The organism is Xenorhabdus sp. SGI240 (assembly GCF_040081915.1).
GTDB lineage: Bacteria > Pseudomonadota > Gammaproteobacteria > Enterobacterales > Enterobacteriaceae > Xenorhabdus > Xenorhabdus bakwenae.
This window is the reverse complement of sequence record NZ_JBEBMB010000148.1, coordinates 1-19,333: the sequence shown is the minus strand read 5'-3', so window position 1 is coordinate 19,333 and position 19,333 is coordinate 1. Positions and strand designations below refer to the sequence as shown.

General features: G+C 42.2%; 10 protein-coding genes and 4 pseudogenes. 11 read left to right on the top strand and 3 right to left on the bottom strand.

Annotated elements, in window-relative coordinates:
* Positions 1-58 precede the first annotated feature (58 nt).
* Both ABLA76_RS17745 and ABLA76_RS17740 read left to right on the top strand, forming a co-directional pair.
* The gene (locus ABLA76_RS17745; protein ID WP_348988917.1) at positions 59-820 is read left to right on the top strand and encodes a phage baseplate assembly protein V; all 762 of its coding nucleotides are present in this window, start codon (positions 59-61) and stop codon (positions 818-820) included.
* On the top strand, positions 820-1,020 hold the full coding sequence (locus tag ABLA76_RS17740; protein WP_348988916.1) for a hypothetical protein: 201 nt from the start codon (positions 820-822) through the stop codon (positions 1,018-1,020). Before ABLA76_RS17745 ends, ABLA76_RS17740 begins: the two co-directional genes overlap by 1 nt.
* Positions 1,021-1,076: 56 nt before the next feature.
* On the opposite strand, the pseudogene nadS reads toward ABLA76_RS17740, so the two are convergent.
* The 3 genes and pseudogenes from nadS to ABLA76_RS17725 all read right to left on the bottom strand — a co-directional run.
* Positions 1,077-1,391 (bottom strand): annotated as a pseudogene (gene nadS / locus ABLA76_RS17735) (NadS family protein); the annotation flags it as partial.
* Between the two features lie 28 nt (positions 1,392-1,419).
* A complete protein-coding gene (locus ABLA76_RS17730) occupies positions 1,420-1,743 on the bottom strand; it encodes a type II toxin-antitoxin system RelE/ParE family toxin (protein ID WP_348988915.1) in 324 nt (107 codons plus the stop codon).
* Between the two features lie 373 nt (positions 1,744-2,116).
* Positions 2,117-2,422: a HigA family addiction module antitoxin gene (locus ABLA76_RS17725; RefSeq protein ID WP_285808202.1), complete on the bottom strand. Its 306-nt coding sequence runs from the start codon at positions 2,420-2,422 to the stop codon at positions 2,117-2,119.
* A 27-nt stretch (positions 2,423-2,449) separates the two neighbouring features.
* Here ABLA76_RS17725 and ABLA76_RS17720 point away from each other — a divergent pair, with 27 nt between their 5' ends.
* From ABLA76_RS17720 to ABLA76_RS17680, 9 genes and pseudogenes are all read left to right on the top strand, one after another.
* Positions 2,450-2,728, top strand: a complete 279-nt coding sequence (locus ABLA76_RS17720; protein ID WP_348988914.1) for a hypothetical protein — start codon at positions 2,450-2,452, stop codon at positions 2,726-2,728.
* A gap of 116 nt (positions 2,729-2,844) precedes the next feature.
* A pseudogene (locus ABLA76_RS17715) lies at positions 2,845-3,333 on the top strand (transposase); the annotation flags it as partial.
* Positions 3,334-3,787: 454 nt separating this feature from the next.
* Positions 3,788-3,874, top strand: a pseudogene (locus tag ABLA76_RS17710) (type VI secretion system tube protein Hcp); the annotation flags it as partial.
* Between the two features lie 296 nt (positions 3,875-4,170).
* Positions 4,171-5,874: a non-ribosomal peptide synthetase gene (locus tag ABLA76_RS17705; RefSeq protein ID WP_348988913.1), complete on the top strand. Its 1,704-nt coding sequence runs from the start codon at positions 4,171-4,173 to the stop codon at positions 5,872-5,874.
* Positions 5,875-5,896: 22 nt separating this feature from the next.
* A complete protein-coding gene (locus ABLA76_RS17700; RefSeq protein ID WP_348988912.1) occupies positions 5,897-11,401 on the top strand; it encodes a thioester reductase domain-containing protein in 5,505 nt (1,834 codons plus the stop codon).
* On the top strand, positions 11,379-17,522 hold the full coding sequence (locus ABLA76_RS17695) for an AMP-binding protein (RefSeq protein ID WP_348988911.1): 6,144 nt from the start codon (positions 11,379-11,381) through the stop codon (positions 17,520-17,522). Before ABLA76_RS17700 ends, ABLA76_RS17695 begins: the two co-directional genes overlap by 23 nt.
* 15 nt (positions 17,523-17,537) lie before the next feature.
* Positions 17,538-18,044 carry a peptide deformylase gene (gene def / locus ABLA76_RS17690; RefSeq protein ID WP_348988910.1) on the top strand — a complete coding sequence of 169 codons (507 nt, stop codon included), beginning with the start codon at positions 17,538-17,540 and terminating at the stop codon, positions 18,042-18,044.
* A 19-nt stretch (positions 18,045-18,063) separates the two neighbouring features.
* The gene (locus ABLA76_RS17685; RefSeq protein ID WP_348988909.1) at positions 18,064-18,882 is read left to right on the top strand and encodes a class I SAM-dependent methyltransferase; all 819 of its coding nucleotides are present in this window, start codon (positions 18,064-18,066) and stop codon (positions 18,880-18,882) included.
* A 178-nt stretch (positions 18,883-19,060) separates the two neighbouring features.
* Positions 19,061-19,189 (top strand): annotated as a pseudogene (locus tag ABLA76_RS17680) (IS6 family transposase); the annotation flags it as partial.
* Positions 19,190-19,333 lie beyond the last annotated feature (144 nt).

Below are 19,333 nucleotides of genomic sequence, written 5' to 3'. Positions count from 1 at the left end.
TGTTAAAGTCGAGCATCGCGTAAGATTAAGTATTAATTACATATAAAAAAGGTATTAAATGAATAACCCGACAGATTTACTGCTTCAGCGACCAGAGCTGGAAGGGGTGGTCATTAGTGTACAGGATCCAGAAAAACAAATGCGGGTGCAGGTGCGTATTTGGGGGGTATTTGATGATGTACCAGACGATAAATTACCGTGGGCAACCTATAAGCTTCCTATTGGGGCCAGAGCAAATGAAGGTGATTTTACGCCAGTGCAAGTGGGCGATTTAGTCTGGATAGATTTTCCGTATTATACCCACGGGAGAAAAGATACTCGTCGTCCAAGGATCACCGGCTCTGTTCAGCATAATCCGGGAGGTATCCCGAACCTTCCGCAAGAAGTTTTCGCCGGTGCAGGAAGTTATCGGCACAAACGTAACCAGAAAGAACCACATCCAACTCCGCAGGGTTATCATGAAAGCAAAGTGTATATTCTGCATGGCATGATGTTTGAAATAGAAAAAGACAGTGTATATCGGGTAACTCATATGCCGGCAGGCACGGCATTTGAATTTGATACCCGGGGTAACTCAATTTTGCATGTTGAGGGGGATAGCTATCACTCAACAACTGGGAATATAGAAAATCACGCTACTAGTAATCTAACTGAAACAGTCGGTGGATACTGGCGCATTAATGTGAACGGCTCAGCACACGTAGATGCAAAAAGTATTCATTTAAACAAAGGGACTGGCGTAGTTACCGCTGAGTGCCTTTGCTCTTTTACTGGCAGACCCCACTCTGATTTTTCATCGCAAGTGACGGCAGGTAAATAGTGGCATTAAGTAGCAGTAAATTAAAAGGCATGATTGAAAACAACTTACGTTCATTTGATTTTGCTGCCAATGAACATGGCAGAATGAACGAATTAGCCGAAGCGATTGCAAAAGCGGTTGTTGAACATATTACTGCTGACGGACAGGTGATTGTGATCGGAGGCGGTGACTACGGTGGGGAAAATGCCAAGATAAAATAGTTTGTTTTTGATTTCTCCCCGCTTAAATGCGGGGAGCTTGCATGAATATAAAAATGTTAAAGTGAATTTAACTCATTGATCAGTGTAGGGTGACGTTCAAGCATCTTAAGTAGTTTCAATGATGAACCTGAAGGAATACGGCGATGCTGTTCCCAACTTTGAATCAGGGATGCCGAAACACCTACGGCTTCAGCAAACTCATTCTGTTTTAATCCAAAGGATTCGCGTAAATTTTTGACATTCGGTAAACGATGGTAATGGATATTTTCATCGGGAACAGCAAGCTCGCCTTTTTCAATTGCTACCATCTGTTCCATACTTTCAACCAAGTCATTAAAAAGTTTTTTGTCCATAGTCTCTCCACTGTATGAACAGTGCCGCGCGTTTGCGCGGCGTTAATTACTGCAATTTGCTACTGATGGCTTTGAGCACTTCTTTTTCTTTTGCCGTGACATTATCCTTTTTATTTTTGGGATAAATCAAAAGAAGATAGAGCCTTCCCGCTTTATTGATGGTGTAGTAGATAATTCTGACACCTCCACGTTTCCCCAATCCCTCACGTTGCCAGCGAATTTTCTTGCATCCTCCAGTAGCGCTAATGGTACTGCCTTTTTCATGATTCTTTAATAAGTGTTCCTGTAAGAGCCTGAATTCATCATCAGTTAACAAATCTGCCCGATCTCGACTAAATACAGGGGTTTCGATAAAAACTAAGTATTCCATAAAAACATCCTTGCCCACCTATGAAAAACACTATACTCGTACGCGGTACGTTTTGTCAATAAAATAATCGTACTCTGTACGAATATTTAATCGTAGTTCATGTAGAGCATAAATCTATGATCACCCACATTTTTGCAACACCAATTTTGATGTATGGTTGGCTTGTTTAAATCTATCCGGAGTTAATATGGGCAGAAATGTTCGCGTCCCAATGATTTTCGCACCTGACGTGCCTAAAAGCTTTTGGCTTCAAAGAACCATTTTTATTGCTTAGGCCAACGTAGTTGATTCTTTTGACTTCTCCCAGCGTTGAATACGGGGAGTTTTAAGCCTTAACTCATGAGGTGATTACACATTTTAAACAAGGTCGAAATCATCTTGCCAATAGTGCGCTGATAGGCTTAATACTGGTTTTCTGAGCCATCAGCTGCCGCGCTTCCCAGCGGTCATGACCGGCTTGTACGTTAATCCAGAAATCAGAGTCAGTTTCGAACAATGCCGCCAACATAACCGCTTCTTCGATGCTGATCCGGCGTTTTCCACTAATAATTTCAGTAATACGCGGACGGGAAAGATTAAGAGCCTCGCCTAATTTTGCTTGAGTAATATTCAGTGGTTTCAAAAATTCCTCTGAGAGCATTTCACCCACAGTCGTCGGTTCTCTTAAAATGGTATCCATCCTATTATTCAGGCTGTACTGACAACAATGTGTGAGAGCGGTGATTATTTTTTCTTTGCCATCAACCCTAATCAAGAAGTCACAGCTTTCCGGGCACAATTACAAAATGAAGATTTGGCCAGACTCAGACGTAATCCACAACGATTTGGTGATACTCATTGCACACCGGAAGAGTACAACGCAACGGTTAAAAATCCAGATCCACCGGGACAAGTTATGCAATGGATATTCCGTAATAATTGGGCTTATTTGGATTTGGAAAAACACGCCTTAGAACTACACCAAAGAGGTGATAAAAGCAGGTGATTTTGAGCAAAAACTTACGCTTTGGCGTGTCCCGAAGGAGTCTAAATCGTAAGTTTCTGCTGTCAGCGGTTTTTCCTTATCGATTCAGGTCAACCGAGGCGGCTGTTGAGTGTCACATGACGCTGTCACTGTTTACCCAGTCTCCGGTTAAGATGACAGTGACAGTGGATACGGCGTCAGAGCGGACTTATCTGCCTGCCCCCGAGATACTGCACGAACAACTATTACTGGCGGATGCCGGTTATGTCGATTTTGATTATTTTGAGCGAGTTGCCTATTCAGGCGGTTCATTTATTGTCCGGGGAGGTCGAACGCTCAATCCTCAAATCATGACAGCCCGAAATGGGCAGGGAAAATTACTGCCCAAACTGACGGGTAAGCCGTTGAAATCCGTCACACGCAGAACTAACCGCTCAGAAGTACTGGATCTGATTTGCCGGCGTAATGGTTATGAGTTTCGTCTTATCCGCCGCTGGTTTGCTGAAGAAAAACGCTTTTGTCTCTGGCTGACCAATTTATCGGTGGAAGAGTTTACAGCCAGTGACATCATGGATATTTATCGTTGCCGCTGGCAAATAGAACTGTTGTTCAAAGAGTTAAAATCGCATACTAATTGGCATTGGATTTACCACAGGAAAAGAAACGCTGGCTACCGGACTGATCTGGCTCAGTCTACTGGCGCGGCTGCTTAGGCGCTCGCTGGCAAGCCAGTTATTTTCTGCGGTTTCATTACTCAAAGCAGCCCAAAATACGGATATCTGGCTCAGACCCATCATAGAAAATCTGCTCCAGAGGGCGTGGTCGGAAACGTATTTTTGGCTGGAAAAAACGCAAGAGTATTTATGCCGGAACGCTTTCAAAACACCACAAAGAAAATCATGTAAAAACAAAACATTGGATGCGTGTTTTGAAAGGCTTAATTCTTAAGATCCTGTCTATGAGCCTCATATAACAAATTAAATTAGCTTCTTAATTTTTTTTAGATACCGTTAGGGTGAAATAATTTAGTATTATGAATTATCTTTACAATGTAAATTGTAAATTAATCTAGGAGATTATGTGGCAAATTTAATATATGCAACGATAAAAGGAAAGAAACAAGGTTTGATATCTGCAAGTTGTTCCATCTTTGATTCTATAGGCAATAATATCAGCAGGGTAATGCAGACGTTTGAACGCGTTTCGGATAAGAGACATCGTCAGAATTCTCAATCAGAACACGATATATTACCCGAGTACTGCTTAATGCGACAGAACCAAGAACATGAAACCTTTGAACGCAAAGGTCGGTAAAGCGCTATTGCGGCAATGTTTAATTAGTAAAAAATTGAATAAATTTGGGCCTCATAGCATCAAAAAGATGATTTAAGTCTTCTTCAAGGAAGATGCGTTTCACTTAATCGCAACCTCAATAGTGAACATAAAAAATTTTAGGCTATTCAATGAATAAAGATAATTTTTTACATTCTAGTATAGTGGATGCTTTCGAGCAAAGTATCAAGAATAACCCAGGAAAAATTGCAATACTGGGTGATAAAATAGAAATTACATATTCCCAGCTTCAAACTGAATCTGATTTGGTTGCACAAAATTTGTATAATCGAGGTTTCATTGGTTGCACGATATGTATTGATATAACTCCTTCTCCTGAGTTAATAATATGTATTCTTGGGGTTTTAAAGGTTAATTGCTCGTATATTTGCTTTGATAATAAAACCCCATTATCTAGAAAGCGGAATATAATTAAACAATCCGAATCAAAATTAATAATATCAAGTAAAAATGATGTTTGTGATTCAATTCGATTTGATGAATTATCTGCTAAGGTCGAAGTAACTGGTTTCAAAACAGCCAAAAATAAACTTTCTACGATTATTTATACATCTGGGAGTACTGGAGAACCAAAGGGAGTTATGGTGAGCCATGAGAATATACTCAGTTTTATCGAGGCAACAAAAAATATAGATAGTACAGATCGTATTGCACAGTTTTCTTCTGTGGCATTCGATGCTTTTCAGTTTGAATTATGGAGTGCTCTATTAAACGGAGGAACGCTGTGTTTAATGCCACCTGAAGTGTTGTCAAATCCACACAAAGCGCAAGAATCACTCAAGGATCTAGAGGTAACTACGGCGTTTATCACAACCGCGTTGATCAATGCAGGGATTCTCCCTTATTTTCAACATATCGATAGCTTCAATCGCCTTTTTTTTGGTGGAGAACCATTAAAAAACAACATCATATCAGATATTTTTAGCGAGCTCGATTTTGAACTAATTCATTGCTATGGGCCAACTGAAGCGTGTATTTGGAATGTTACCTATCCTGTAACGCATGCTTCATTCCCTCTGCCTTTGGGCAAACCTTTGAGTAACGCCACGATTAAGCTCGTAGATGAACACCTAAATGACATTACTTTACCCAATGTACAAGGCGAAATTTTGGTTGGTGGTCAATGCGTTACCCTAGGTTACTTTAAGGATGCGGCACAGACTCAGGAAAAATTTATTGAGATAGATCAGCAAAGGTATTACAAAACCTCTGACATTGCTTATTTTAATGAGGAATGCTTACTGGTTTACTCGCACAGAACTGATAACACCATTAAGTTCAATGGGTTTCGTGTCAATCTGACTGAAATAGATAATATGGTGATGCAAGCAGATAAACAAATCTGTTCGGCCACTGTTTTGTACAAGAATAACCTACAAGATCAGATCATTACGTTCTATTGTGCAAGCGAGTTAACTGAGTCTGATATTCGAAGCTGGCTATCGCAGCACCTTCCACACTACATGCAACCCAACCGTTTGATCAGAGTTAAGCAATTTCCGCATACCGTTAGCGGCAAGGTTGATAGAAAAGCCTTATTGGCACAAATCACTGATGCGTGCGAAGCGAGCGATACCGACGACGCGTCTGATATAGCCGGGCAAATCTGCAAAATTTGGAGCAAGTTACTGGGCACCAATGACATCGACCATGATGACAAATTTTTTGATGTTGGCGGAAGTTCGGTGTTGATCTTAAAGCTTCAAAGAGAAGTGAATAAAGCCTTTAAGATAAAGGTCAGAGTCACAGAGTTGTTCAAAAAACCTTCCATCAAGGAACAGGCAGAGTTAGTCAAATCTCTTGTTTGCCAATAATTAATATGTTAACGGAGTAAACATGGCTGATGTGGCAATAATCGGTATCTCTTGTGCGTTTCCCGGCGCAGACTCAAAAGATGAATTCTGGCAGATGATTAAAGATCACAAGGTTGTGACGTCTTTGGACCCTGTCACAGTGCTTAATCACAAAATAGCTGCTGAGGGAGTATTAAAAGATGCTTATAGTTTTGATGCGCCTTATTTTAATCTCTCCCCACGTGATGCAAAACTAACAGATCCACAGTTAAGAAAGTTGCTTGAACACAGTGTATTGGCGCTTTATGACGGCAATATCACAGCACACCTTGATAGAAATCACATCGGTACTTTTTTGAGTGTGGGAACAAATCAGTACTTTAATAAATCCCTTGTGAATTCAAAGTATAATGCGGATGAAAATTTGCAGTACTCATTGACCATAGGGAATAGTCATCACTGTGTGGCAACTCAGGTTGCTTATCGATTAAATTTGCAGGGGCCTGCATATACGCTATCTACTGCCTGCTCCTCCTCATTGGTCGCTATATATCAAGCGTGCCGTAGCTTAACAAATGGCGAAAGCCATGTCGCGTTGGCTGGAGGTGCATGTATTAATACACCGCACGGTGAAGGATATGAGTACACGCCAGGTGGCGTGCTGTCTGAGTCGGGAAGGTGTCAGCCATTCTCGAGCGAAAGTGATGGTACAATTCCTTCAAGTGGGGTTGGTGTGTTGGTGCTTAAACGATTGGAAGACGCACTTGCCGATGATGACAAAATTTATGCGGTGATCAAAGGTGGCGCTATCAATAATGATGGTGCCAGAAAAGTAGGTTACACCGCACCGAGTATAGAAGGTCAAAGCGAGGTTATCGCTCAAGCCCTAGTGAATAGCGGCGTTGATGCATCAGCAGTGGAATTTATAGAATGCCATGGTACGGCCACAGCGCTTGGTGATTCGATTGAAATAGAAGCACTGAGTGAAGTGTATGACAAGCCAAGTGCTGGCCATTATGCACTGGGTGGGGTGAAATGGAACATAGGTCATACCGATGCTGCGGCGGGAGTTGCCAGTGTTATCAAAGTAGCGATGTCTTTGAAGAACAATATGGTTGTTGGTTCACCTTATCTGACTGACTACAACCCTGAGTTGGCGATGGAGTGTCGTCCATTCACTGTTCCTAGCGCGAATCAGCCGTTTAGCCAGCCTCAACCGTACGCCGCAGTGAGCGCATTTGGTATGGGTGGTACCAACTGTCACCTGATCATGCAGGCGTATCAAGGCACGCAGCCGCAGTCACTTGTATCGGCTCAGATGGGTGAATATGTTGTGCCTATTTCGGCCAGAAGTGAAAGTGCACTTAATGCCCTGGAACAAACTCTCGCTCACTGGTTAGACGTACACCCAGAGGTGCGATTTGAAGATGTTCTTGGTACACAAACCTTGTGCCGGGCACAGGAAAAAGTCCGCCGCTTTCATATAGCAAACGATATCAAGACCCTGAAAAATAGCCTGCGCAATGCAGAGCACAAAATTGTCTCAACCGTGGCAACGCCTGACGTTGTTGTGGTAGTTGAAGGACAAGGCAGTGATATCAAAGGGGCTGCTGGTTTTTACTATGAGCATGTGACAGGTTTTGCCCAGTACTTTGACAGTTGTATGCAAGCTTTCGCAAATTGCTCGGGAATGCCAGATGATTTATCAAAAGTGGCACTGGATGAAGCCTACGATAAAGATATTAGCGCGTATCAGACGCTCTACGCGCAGCCCATTTTGTTTTCTATTCAATATGCGTTGGCGCAGCTGTTAAAATCGCAAGGCGTTCAATTTAACTCATATATTGGTCACAGTTTAGGTGAGTGGATAGCTGCTGCTATTGCAGACTTGTGGAGCTTTGATGATGCGGTCAAATTAATTGCTTGTCGTGCGGTGGCATTGCAAGCATGTCAAGGTGGCGCAATGTTGGCTGTCTTTCAGGAAGCTAGTAAGCTTGAATCATCTTTATTTGGTACTTTGACCATCGCCGCGATTAATAGCCAAAGCATGACTGTGGTCTCTGGCTCACAAGATGATATTGCAAGTTTGAACCATACTTTGAACAGTGTGGGAATTAAATGTAAGCAATTGAAAACCAATAGAGCGTTTCATAGCCCTATGATTGCAAGCGCACTGCCAGCCTTACAGACCGCTTTAGACTCAGTGCAATTTAATGAGGTCGGTGGCAGCGTTTACTCTAATTTAACGGGTAGAAAACTGCCATTTAGAAAAACATGCAATGCACAATACTGGCTAGATCAGATTATGGCTCCAGTGTTGGCTGGGCAAAGTATTCAGGCTATCAATGCAAAAAGCGCGGTATATGTTGACTTAGGGGTCAGCAATACTATGCAGAATATAGTTTTTAACAATACCACTAATGTGAGCGATAAATATGTCAAAGTCAAAGGCACATTAAACAATGGCGGGATAACCCAATTGCTGGGGCAGTGCTGGTCACACGGTATTAAGGTTAACCCACATATCGACTTCCAGTGGCAAAAATTGAATATGCCTGGATATGTTTTTGATAAAGTGGAATACTTTCAAAAGCCTAGTGAAGTATTCCACAAACAGGGAAAACAAGATGTTGCTCAGTGGTTATATCAAGATTCATGGGCTATCAAACCAGCGAATTTGACGGTTGTCGATATAGCGACTCCAATTGTGGGTTATACAAACTGGTTGCAACAGCGCGATAGCTTTATTTATACCGGCTTTGAATTAGCTAATGACATTACACCTGATAGCTTAATGACATTCATTGATGAACTTAAAACCCTGCGTCCGGAAGGGACTATGCAGTGTTATGTACTGTACAAAAGTAGTTCAGTGCCCAGTGCTGAGTCATTGTCACAATGTTATGGTTATGCGCTGAGCGCTTTGTGTAATGTCATCGCACAAGAATCACCGAGCATGAGTTTTAAGCTGCTGAGCTATAGCACTGATAGACAACAGTTACTGACATCAGAATTAAGCAAAGTGAATGTGCAATCTAATGCTCTGCACTTTGATGGCAGACACCTTTGGCACAAGGTGTACGCACCTCTGCGCGCAGTGGATGAACCTTATACCTTGCCACAACAAGGCTTTGTGATGATCACAGGTGGATTGGGCAAAGTGGGTTTAGCGCTGGCGCAATATCTGATTGAGCAGACCCAATTAGACGTAGTGCTGCTTGGTCGAAAGTCGACAGGCCTCCCTCATATTAAGTTGGCCGCGCTGGATGACTCGCTTATTGAGAACATCGAAAACAAGCATGCGTTTACCATGTTAAAGGACTGTGAACGTGTTTCATATGCCTGTGCATGTGTAACCAATGAACCACTTTGGCATGATCTCATCGACAACATCAGTGCGCAGTCAGGTCCGTTAAAAGGCATTATTCACAGTGCCGCGTACACAGATTCAAAAGGGTTGTTACCAGTGCTATCAACAGATGCTGAGAATACGCAAAAGCACTTCTCTGCGAAGATCTATGGCTTAACGACATTAGATAACCTGTGCCAAAAATATCAGCCAGAGTTTTGTTTATTAATGTCTTCCATCTCCACAGTACTTGGTGGTGTTGGTCTTGGCACGTATGCATTTGTGAACCAGTATATGAATGAATTTTCGACGTTCAAAGCAAGTACCACGGGTACGCGTTGGCTGAGTGTGTCCTGGGATGGCTGGGACTTACATGATAATCCTGAACTGTCTAAAGAAATCAAAGCATTGGCTATTAATAATCTGGATTGTACCGACATTTTTAATCATGTTTTCCAACTGATGAATGAGCGCCATGTGATTGTATCGACACATGACTTACAAACACGTATTGAGCAATGGGTGACGACGGGAATATCGACGCGTGCAAGTGCACAAAATCATGAACTACATCATATAGAAGAAGTTGCAAAACAGGCGTTTATTACCTGCCTTGAGATTGAAAAAGTTGACTTGAACAGCAACTTTTTTGACCTAGGCGGTGAGTCTGTCATGTTTACTTCGCTCATAGCGAAAATCAGAGATAAGCTAGATTTGTCGCTGCCGCTTCATGAGTTCATCAATAACCCAACACTGCATAATGTGATAGAGATACTTAAGACTGAGGCGGGCCTAACAGGGTTATCTACAAAGCAAGTAAGTGAGCAACTAACCGAGATTTTCCAAGAATTACTTGATTTACCTATGGTTAATCAGAACGATAATTTCTTTGATGTAGGTGGTGACTCGTTGATCTTTACGCAACTGGCCAAGCGTATTCGTGATCAGCTAGGTTTTCAACTGCCTCTACACAAGTTTATTGATAATCCGACGATTTCACACTTGGTAGAACTAATCTGCAAAGATGCTTCACATTCTACGACGGATGATGTGTATGACGATTTAGTATTGCCGGCATCGTTACAGCCACTTGCTTTGGCAGACAACACCCAGAAAGTCTTCTTAGTTACAGGTGCTTCGGGCTTACTTGGCACCAATTTAGTCACTACCTTGTTGGCGCGTGATGAAGTGACCAAGGTGATTGCACTGGTTAGAGGTATAGATCATGAGCATGCGTACAAGCGAGTCACATCTCAGTTGCAGCGCTATGCGCCAGGACAGTCACAAGATAAGTTAAGTGTATTGTGTGGCGATGTGGCAGAACCTTTGCTGGGTCTTGATAGCAATGAATATCAAACACTATGCGAGAGCGTTACGGATATCCTACATAATGCGGCACAGGTTAATCATATTCTGGATTACCGTAGTCTAAAGCCAACAAACACGTTTAGTGTAATAACGCTATTGGAAATGGCGTCTACTCATCAGCATAAGCATTTACACTTTGTGTCGACGCTCGCGTGTGCGTTTGAGCTGAATGATACCCATCGTTATACCGAGCATTTGCCAACCTTGGCTATCAAGCCTGCGTCAGGTGCAAATGGTTATGCCCGTTCTAAGTGGGCGGCAGAGGTGTTGTTAGAGCAAGCCGTGCACAGAGAATATAGTGTCAACGTGATTCGACCCTCAAGTATTATGGGCGACTCAGCCAAGGGCACATTCAATCCACACAGCGACCACTTATGGTTGTTTGTAAAAGGCTGTTTGCAGTTAGGAAGTTATCCCGATGTTGAAAATGAAATCAATCTCACACCGGTAGACTTTATGGCGACGCTGATAGTGACTATTTGTCTGTGTAATGAAAACAAAGTGTACAACGTGCCCACCCCTCATGTAGCACGAATGACAGACATCTTTTCGCTGCTCAAAACGCGTGGCTATCAGCTTGAGGGTGTACCTTATCAGCATTGGATTGAGCACGAACTAAGCAAAGTTGACCAAAGCAATGCACTGTACCCAATTTTACCTTACTACGCGCAGCAGACGCATAGAGATGACTTGGCCCATGATTATCGTAACGTTGTGGTAGATAACACAGCGACTTTGACACGTTCATTGAACTTGGCTTTTCCTGAGCCAAAAGATTTTATGAGTAATTTGGTGGAGTTTTTGGAAAATGACCAGTTTTTCGCGTCTTGATATATCAGTAATTAAGGATAAAAGTTTAACTGAACGTGACGGTGTTGACATTGGCTCATTATTTAATGCCTCTGTACAGACCCACTCAGACAAAGTGGCCCTGTTTGATAAGCATCAGCGCTTAACCTATCGGGAACTAGATTTGGCTGCTAACAAGGTGGCCAATACCCTGCTTGCAGATAAGGTCAATACGCCCGTTGTTGTGTACATTCAGCGATCTATTGAAGCAGTGATAGCGATAGTGGGTATTGTGAAAGCGGGTCTGACGTATGTGCCCGTTGATAAAACTTATTCAACCCAACAATTGGCCTTTATTTGTCAAGACTGTGGCGCTAAACAAGTGATGAGCGATGAAGCGTTAGCGCAAGATATTCACTGTTATCTGGTGGATAATGTTTTAGCATACGGACGAACCACTTCGATCGCCGAAAATATGATAAGTCATGCGGCGTATATTATGTATACGTCAGGCTCTACTGGTGCGCCAAAAGGCGTACTAATACCACATTCAGGCATAACACGTTTAGTGATCAATAATAACTTTTTGACACTCAGTGAAGGTGAATGTGTTGCACATTGTTCATCGATTGGATTCGACGCATCGACCCTTGAACTTTGGTATCCATTGCTCAATGGCGGCAGTGTATATGTTATCGATAAATATGATGTTTTAGACTTTACGTGTTTTGAACAGCAACTTAAGAAGGTGGATACACTTTGGCTAACGGTGGCATTGTTCAATGCGATAGTCACGCGTCACCCTCAGGCATTATCGCATATCCGTAAGCTTCTGATCGGTGGCGATGTGCTGAATATTGAAATAGTTAGGCAGTTTTTAAACAGTGAGCATTGTCATTTAGGGGTGTTTTTAAATGGCTATGGTCCAACAGAAAACACTACCTTTACAACAACTTATGATATTTTTAAGTTAGCACAGCAGCATACCAGTGTACCAATTGGAAAGGCTATTTCAGGTACTTCACTGAGCATTGTGGATAACGATTTAAATCCGGTAAAAGAAGGGGAAGCTGGGGAGTTAATCGCCTCAGGCGAGGGCGTGGCGCTGGGGTATACCTGTGCAGAAGAAACCAAAAAGAAATTCTACTGGGTTGAAGGACAACGCTTTTATAAAACTGGAGACATAGTACGACAATTGTCGTGTGGAAATTTAGAGTTTATTAGCCGTAAAGATAACGAAGTAAAAATTAGGGGCTTTAGAGTCAATCTGTCACAGGTTGAACAAATCATTAATACCGTCCCAGCGGTGCGTATTTGCTACGTCAGACCTGATACGCGTTACAATCATGAGGCTCTGGTTGCCTACATTGAAACCAGTCAAGACTTCTTATCTACATGTGAGCAAACCGTTCGTCGTCATCTACAGAGAAAATTACCACAATACATGATCCCGAATCGTTTTGTGGTGGTAGATGATGTACCCATGACACGAAATGGTAAAGCTGATTTAAAAGCACTGGAGTTACGAATTGAACAAACAGCTCCATCACAGCGTGTTGTTTATGGCTGTGCAGTGAGCGAGGCTGTTGCGCGCGCATTTGAGACAACATTGGTACATGCTAATGTGCACACCGATATCCACCGCGGCTTTTTTGAGCTAGGTGGTAACTCTCTACAGATATATGCATTGTTGGGTCAAATTGCCGACAAACTCGGTATACAAATTTCGATTAGTGAGTTTTTATTAAATGACAATATTGCGGCACTGGCGAAGTGTATTACTGCCAAACAAGCGCAGCATGTTGCGCAGCCTAATGAACAGATAAGTAGTGAGTCGCTAAGTCAGTTACCTATTTCACCCGCCCAGAAAAGGTTGTGGTATGTAGAGCAGATCTCTACCAAACAACATGAGAATTTGCTGACATTTGGCTATCGAATTCACGGCCCATTAAACGTGGGGCATTTGCGTGAAGCGTGTGCTGCGTTACTTGCCAAACATAATGTCCTACAAACCAGTCTAAAAGAAGACAAAGGTCAGCTCATGCAACATGTTGCGACCAGCAATGTATTAGACTTCGAACACCTGACAGGGCGACGTTGGAAAGAGATCTATCAAGACGAAGTTCAGCATACTATAGAGCTTGATGGCGGCTCATTGATCCGCTTTCGACTGGTTGAACAACAAAAGCATCAATTCGTGTTGCTGGTGTTTTCGACTCACCTTGTTTTGGATGGCTGGTCAGTTAGCTTGCTCATAGAACAGCTTGGTTTTAACTATCAGTTGCTCAACAGTGGGCAATCTCTTGATTACACGCCGAATTTTTCTTACTCAAAAGCCACGTATAATATGCTTAATTATCGTGATTCTGAGCAGTTTGTGAGTGATTTGGCTTACTGGCAGACTTACTTACAAGACAGTCCAGACCCTGTGATCATTCCAAGAACGGATGTAGCGCTCAATCAAACCAGCCGGATAACTACGCACAAAAATCAGTTTAGCGTAACGCTTGGACGTCAGTTAACAGCCTTAATCTCGCAACGGGCAAAAGAGCATAACATCAGCCTATTTGGCTACTTAGTGTACTATTACGGCGTGGCACTTTGTCGCTTCAGTGCATTAGATGAAGTGTTACTGGCCGTTCCTAGTGCAAACAGAGATGACGCTGCTGATATCATGGGAATGTTTGTCAATACCATTCCTGTGCGTCTGAATTACAAACACCAGCCTACTTTAAAACAGGTGCATCAAAATATTTGTGAATGTTTGTGCCATGCCAAGACCTATTTAGATGAAATCAAGCAACACTGTGCTGCACAGCGAATATATGTAAACCTAAATTGCTTACAGGTAGGCATCGCAATGCAAAATACGGGACATGATAAAGCTCTGACTCTTGTGGGTTGTGAGTCTCAGTTTATGCAGTTGCCGATTGAAAAAGCACGCTTTGACCTATTTGCTCATTGTCGCTTAATTGATGAACAATTAGAGGTGTCATTTGAGTTTGACAGTGAACACATCTATCTAGCGTATGTTGAAGTTATCGCGGATATTTTCAAACAGCAAATTCGCAATTCTGTGGAATGGGATGACGAGTCTCAGACGAGCCAAAAGCTGAACCTCATAGCGCAGGCTAGTCGTCATGTACTTAAGCCAACACCACTGATGAATTGTCTTACATTAGCCTGTCAGACCGCAGCCAATGAAATTGCCGTTGTTGAGCAAGATAACAGTTACACGTTTTCACAACTGGCTAGTGATGTTGCTCGTATGCAGCAGCTTTTGCAACAACGTAACATGCCATCTGGTGGCCGTATCGGGGTGCAGATTGAACCATCATATGCATACATTGTCTCTATTATGGCGATTTTGTCTGCCGAGTGTTCATTTGTGCCACTCGATGCAAATTACCCACAACAAAGATTAGAGTTTATCGCCGAGGATGCAGAACTTGTTGCCACTATTGTGACTAAACCTGCCGAGCAGTCTATTTATGTTGGCCAACTTGAACTGAGCATAACGACTAATGAAAACCTTGTAACGACTGACATACATAGTAACGAAGCTTGTTTGCTTTATACCTCAGGCTCTACTGGGATTCCTAAGGGCGTGTCGATTTGTCGAGATTCAATTTTACGTTTGGCACAACAGCCTAATTTTCTTAAGCTGAATAAAAATGATCGCTTCTTGGTTGCATCGTCTCCTGCGTTTGATGCGTCTTTGCTGGAGGTTTTTGTGCCGTTACTCAACGGTATCAGTTGCAGTATCTTAACCAAGCAAGAATTACTAAATTATCAGACTCTCGAAGCGCAGCTGATCAGTAAAAAGATTAACACCGCGTGGCTTACCGTGTCGCTTTTTAACGATATTTATGCGAACTACCCACAAGCCTTGGCTCCGTTACAAAACCTGTTAATTGGTGGAGATGCACTACAGATCACCACCGTTCGTGCATTTTTAAGCAGCTCACACTGCCGACTAAATCAGTTTGTTAATGGCTACGGGCCGACAGAGTGCACAACCTTTGCTACCTGGTTTAATATCTTCGAGTTGCAGGATAAACATACCTGTGTGCCGATTGGTAAGCCTATCAATGACACCTTTGTGTATATTCTTAACACTGAAAAGCAGAGTTGTCGAGTCGGTGAAGTCGGCGAAATAGCTATAGGTGCGCCATGGCTGAGACCGAACTACAACAAACGAGCAGTGCTGAACGACGAGAAATTTATTATCAATCCAAACTATGATTTGGATGATTGCTACTACTTGTACCTGACAGGCGATCTTGCTCGTTACAATCCAGACCTAGATATTGAGTACATTGGGCGCTTAGATAAGCTGGTGAAGATCCGTGGTAATCGCGTTGAGCTTGGTGGTATCAACAAAGTGCTCTCTGCTCATGAGTACGTGGCAAATTCTCATGTCTGCGTGGTAGACAATAATGGTAAGAGCATTTATGCCTACGTTGTTAAGGGTAAACACGATATTACTGATAACGATTTATACAGTGATGTGCTGACCTATTTGCGTCATAAGTTAGAGCCTTTCCAGATCCCTTCGGTAATTATTGTGGTTGATGAAATTCCATTAACGATTAATGGCAAAGTTGATCAATCGAAGCTACCTTCACAGGTAGGCAGTGTAGGGTGTGACCATATCGCTGCGACGACAGACACCCAAAAGCAACTCTTTACATGTTGGCAGCAATTATTAAATTCCAACCAGTTTTGTATTACTGATAGCTTTTTTGATATTGGTGGACACTCTTTACTGGTACCTAAAGTTATTAACTTTGTGCAAAGCACGCTGTCAAAACGTCTCTCTTTTGTAGACTTTTTACAGCACTCTACAATAAAAGGGTTGGCTGAACATATTGATTCGCTGACATCAGACGATGTGCCGAGTTGTATAATGATACCGACTGAGTACCCTAGTTACCCGATGACCTCTCAGCAGTTAAATCTCTATTTTTCTCATGAGTTGTCATGTCATCAAGCGCTGTACAACATTCCGGTTGCTAAGCGCTTTACACAACATTTTAACGAGTCTCAGTTGCAAATGGCGTTACAACAGTTGTTGCTCAGGCATCGCGTGTTAGGCGCAACCTTTGAATATGATGACAACGATGAGCTGGTGATGATGTGTAAGCAGCACACCACATTGGCTCTCAAGGTGTATCCTGTTGCTAACGAAGCAGAAGCCATCGCAATCTGTAAAGAGCTGGCGATGAAGTCGTTTGAGTTGGATTCAGATCAGCTGTTTGAATGTTATTATCTGCCGTTGGCAGACAAAGTAGAATCACTGATTTTCATCAACATACATCACATCATTGCGGATGAAGCGAGTATCGTTTCTATATATAAAGCGCTCATTGCACTATATAATGGCGACGATTTACCTGCGTCAGAATGTGATTTTATGGATTTCTGCTGGTATCAGAATTCGATGATTGCACAGCAAAATCCACAGGATAAGCTATTGTTTTGGCAGAAAGTGTTTGCTGGGTACAATGGATTACTTAAGTTCACGACTCAACAGCGACTGCAAGAAAATAATAATGAGGCTTTTAAAACACGCTTTGAACTGAGTTCGGCTCATACGGTGAAGCTAGCGCAGCTTAGCCAATTAACTCAGGCGTCACTATTTGAGCTGTCTTTGGCTGTATACCAATTAGCAGTTATTCAGCTTACACAAAAAGATGACATCGTGATTGGTTTTCCTTATTCTGAACGAGCCGAACATAATCTGCTTGATGCGGTTGGGTATTTTGTTGACATCATCCCTAGCAGAGTGCAATTGGTGTCCCCGCAGCATAGCGTGCCTGAACTCAAGGAAGTGATAGCACAAAACCGACGTTTCATACAGATGCGTCCTACATCTCAAACCATTCCGTTTGTGCCTGATGTCGTTAGGCATGAGCATTACGCGTTACTCGTACAGAATGCGTTTTCATTCCACACTGGTGAGACAACCGAAATGTTGGGTTTCGATGTAGAACTAAACAACAAATATAGCCGCTTTGATAGTGTGTTTAATCTGACACTGAATGAACAAGGTGGTATGGCTGAAGTCGAGTGTGTCAAAGATCTCTATACACAAGGTACTCCAAGTGAGCTCTTTGCTGCATTTACGGCAGTCATTGAAAAAATTAATTTAGACAATTAAACATTAGGCAAATAAATGACAGTTAGAAAAATAATAGAAATTCCAGATGAAAGATTACGTGTAACTTATCAAAAAGTTGAGTGTGTTAGCACGGTGCAAACACTGATTGACGATATGTTAGACACTGTTTACAGCACCGATCATGGTATTGGCTTAGCCGCGCCACAAATCGGGCGAACAGAAGCCGTAGCAATTATAGATATCTCTACAACTAAGGATAATCCATTAATTTTGATTAATCCGGAAATTGTTGAAACCGATGGTGAATATATTGGTGAAGAAGGATGCCTTTCAGTACCCGGTTTTTATGCCAATGTTAAGCGTTTTAAGAAAATCAAAGTTAAGGCGCTAAACCGTGAAGGTGAAGAGTTTTTTGTTGAGGATGACGGTTACTTAGCAATCGTTATGCAGCATGAAATAGATCATTTGCATGGCAAAATATTCATCGATTACCTATCGCCACTAAAGCGTCAAATGGCGATGAAAAAGATTAAAAAGCAAAAAATGATAAATAACAAATGAAGTGTTAGGAATTCAAACAATGAATACAGAAATATTAAAGGACTTTCTTCCTGCGATACGTAGCAGTAATTACATCATGGATTTTGGTGATAGGGCATTTAGTCAAAGAATGCTCAAAGAACACTTGAATCAAGGCAGTGAATTTGCCAGTCGAACCATTTCGGAAATAGACCGCCAAGTGAGCTTTCTGTTTGATCAATATCTGACTCAAGGAGATAAGTTACTTGATCTGGGCTGTGGCCCAGGTCTATACACCACGCGTTTTGCAGAAAAAGGTGTAACCACATTGGGGGTGGATGTGTCGCCTGCTGCAATAGAGTATGCAAAAGAGCACGCAACATCAGCAGAAACATATCAACAAATTGACTTAGATAAATTTGACTCTAACGAACAGTTTGATTTGGTGCTGTTACTTTTCGGTATCGCAAACAATCTGGAACGACTTGAGACATTATTAAGAAAGCTAAAACGCAACTTAAAGTCCGGTGCAAAGCTGGTCTTTGAATTGATGGATCTGGAATTCATGAAGTCACTGGAACAGGGTAATGGTACTTGGGTGTTCCATCCAGAAGGTGGTCTGCTAAGTGAACAGCCGCATTATCAGCTATGTAGACGAATCTGGCTTGAAGATCAAAAAACCCTGATTGATAGAAATATGGTGATTACCGATTCGGCACAAACCAGCATATATGAAGGAGTTTTCTTTGGTTTTGAACTGGATGATTTTAATCAGTTATTACAAAAAGCTGGCTATAAAGAAGCACACATCATTTGCCATCAATTAGAAAAAGGTGAGTTGACTAAACATTTCTTTATGGTTGAAACAGAGCTCGCATAGAGCCTACCATTTAAGAACTTATTCAGAATCTTTTTGAATATCATTGTATTTCATATATTCTTGTCCATCAAAATAAGATCAACGCCACATGAGTGACCAGCGGGAATGAGAAAAACCGGTTCTGTCGCATTAAGCAGTGCTCGGGTAATATATCGTGTTTTTATTGAGAATTCTGACGATGTCTCTTATCCGAAACGCGTTCAAACGTCTGCATTACCCTGCTGATATTATTATTGCCCAGTGTGTCCGCTGGTATTTAGCCTACGCACTGAGCTTGCGTAATCTGGAAGACATGATGGCTGAACGTTATCTGTAGCGGCTCGCGTTTATAATCCAGCGGACTCGCATTTATCCGATTTTTTGGCTCACATTAATTGCAAATGAAAATCCCCACGGACTCACGTTAACTGCAAATGAGCTTGCACTTATCTTTCCGGCTTGCAATCCATTT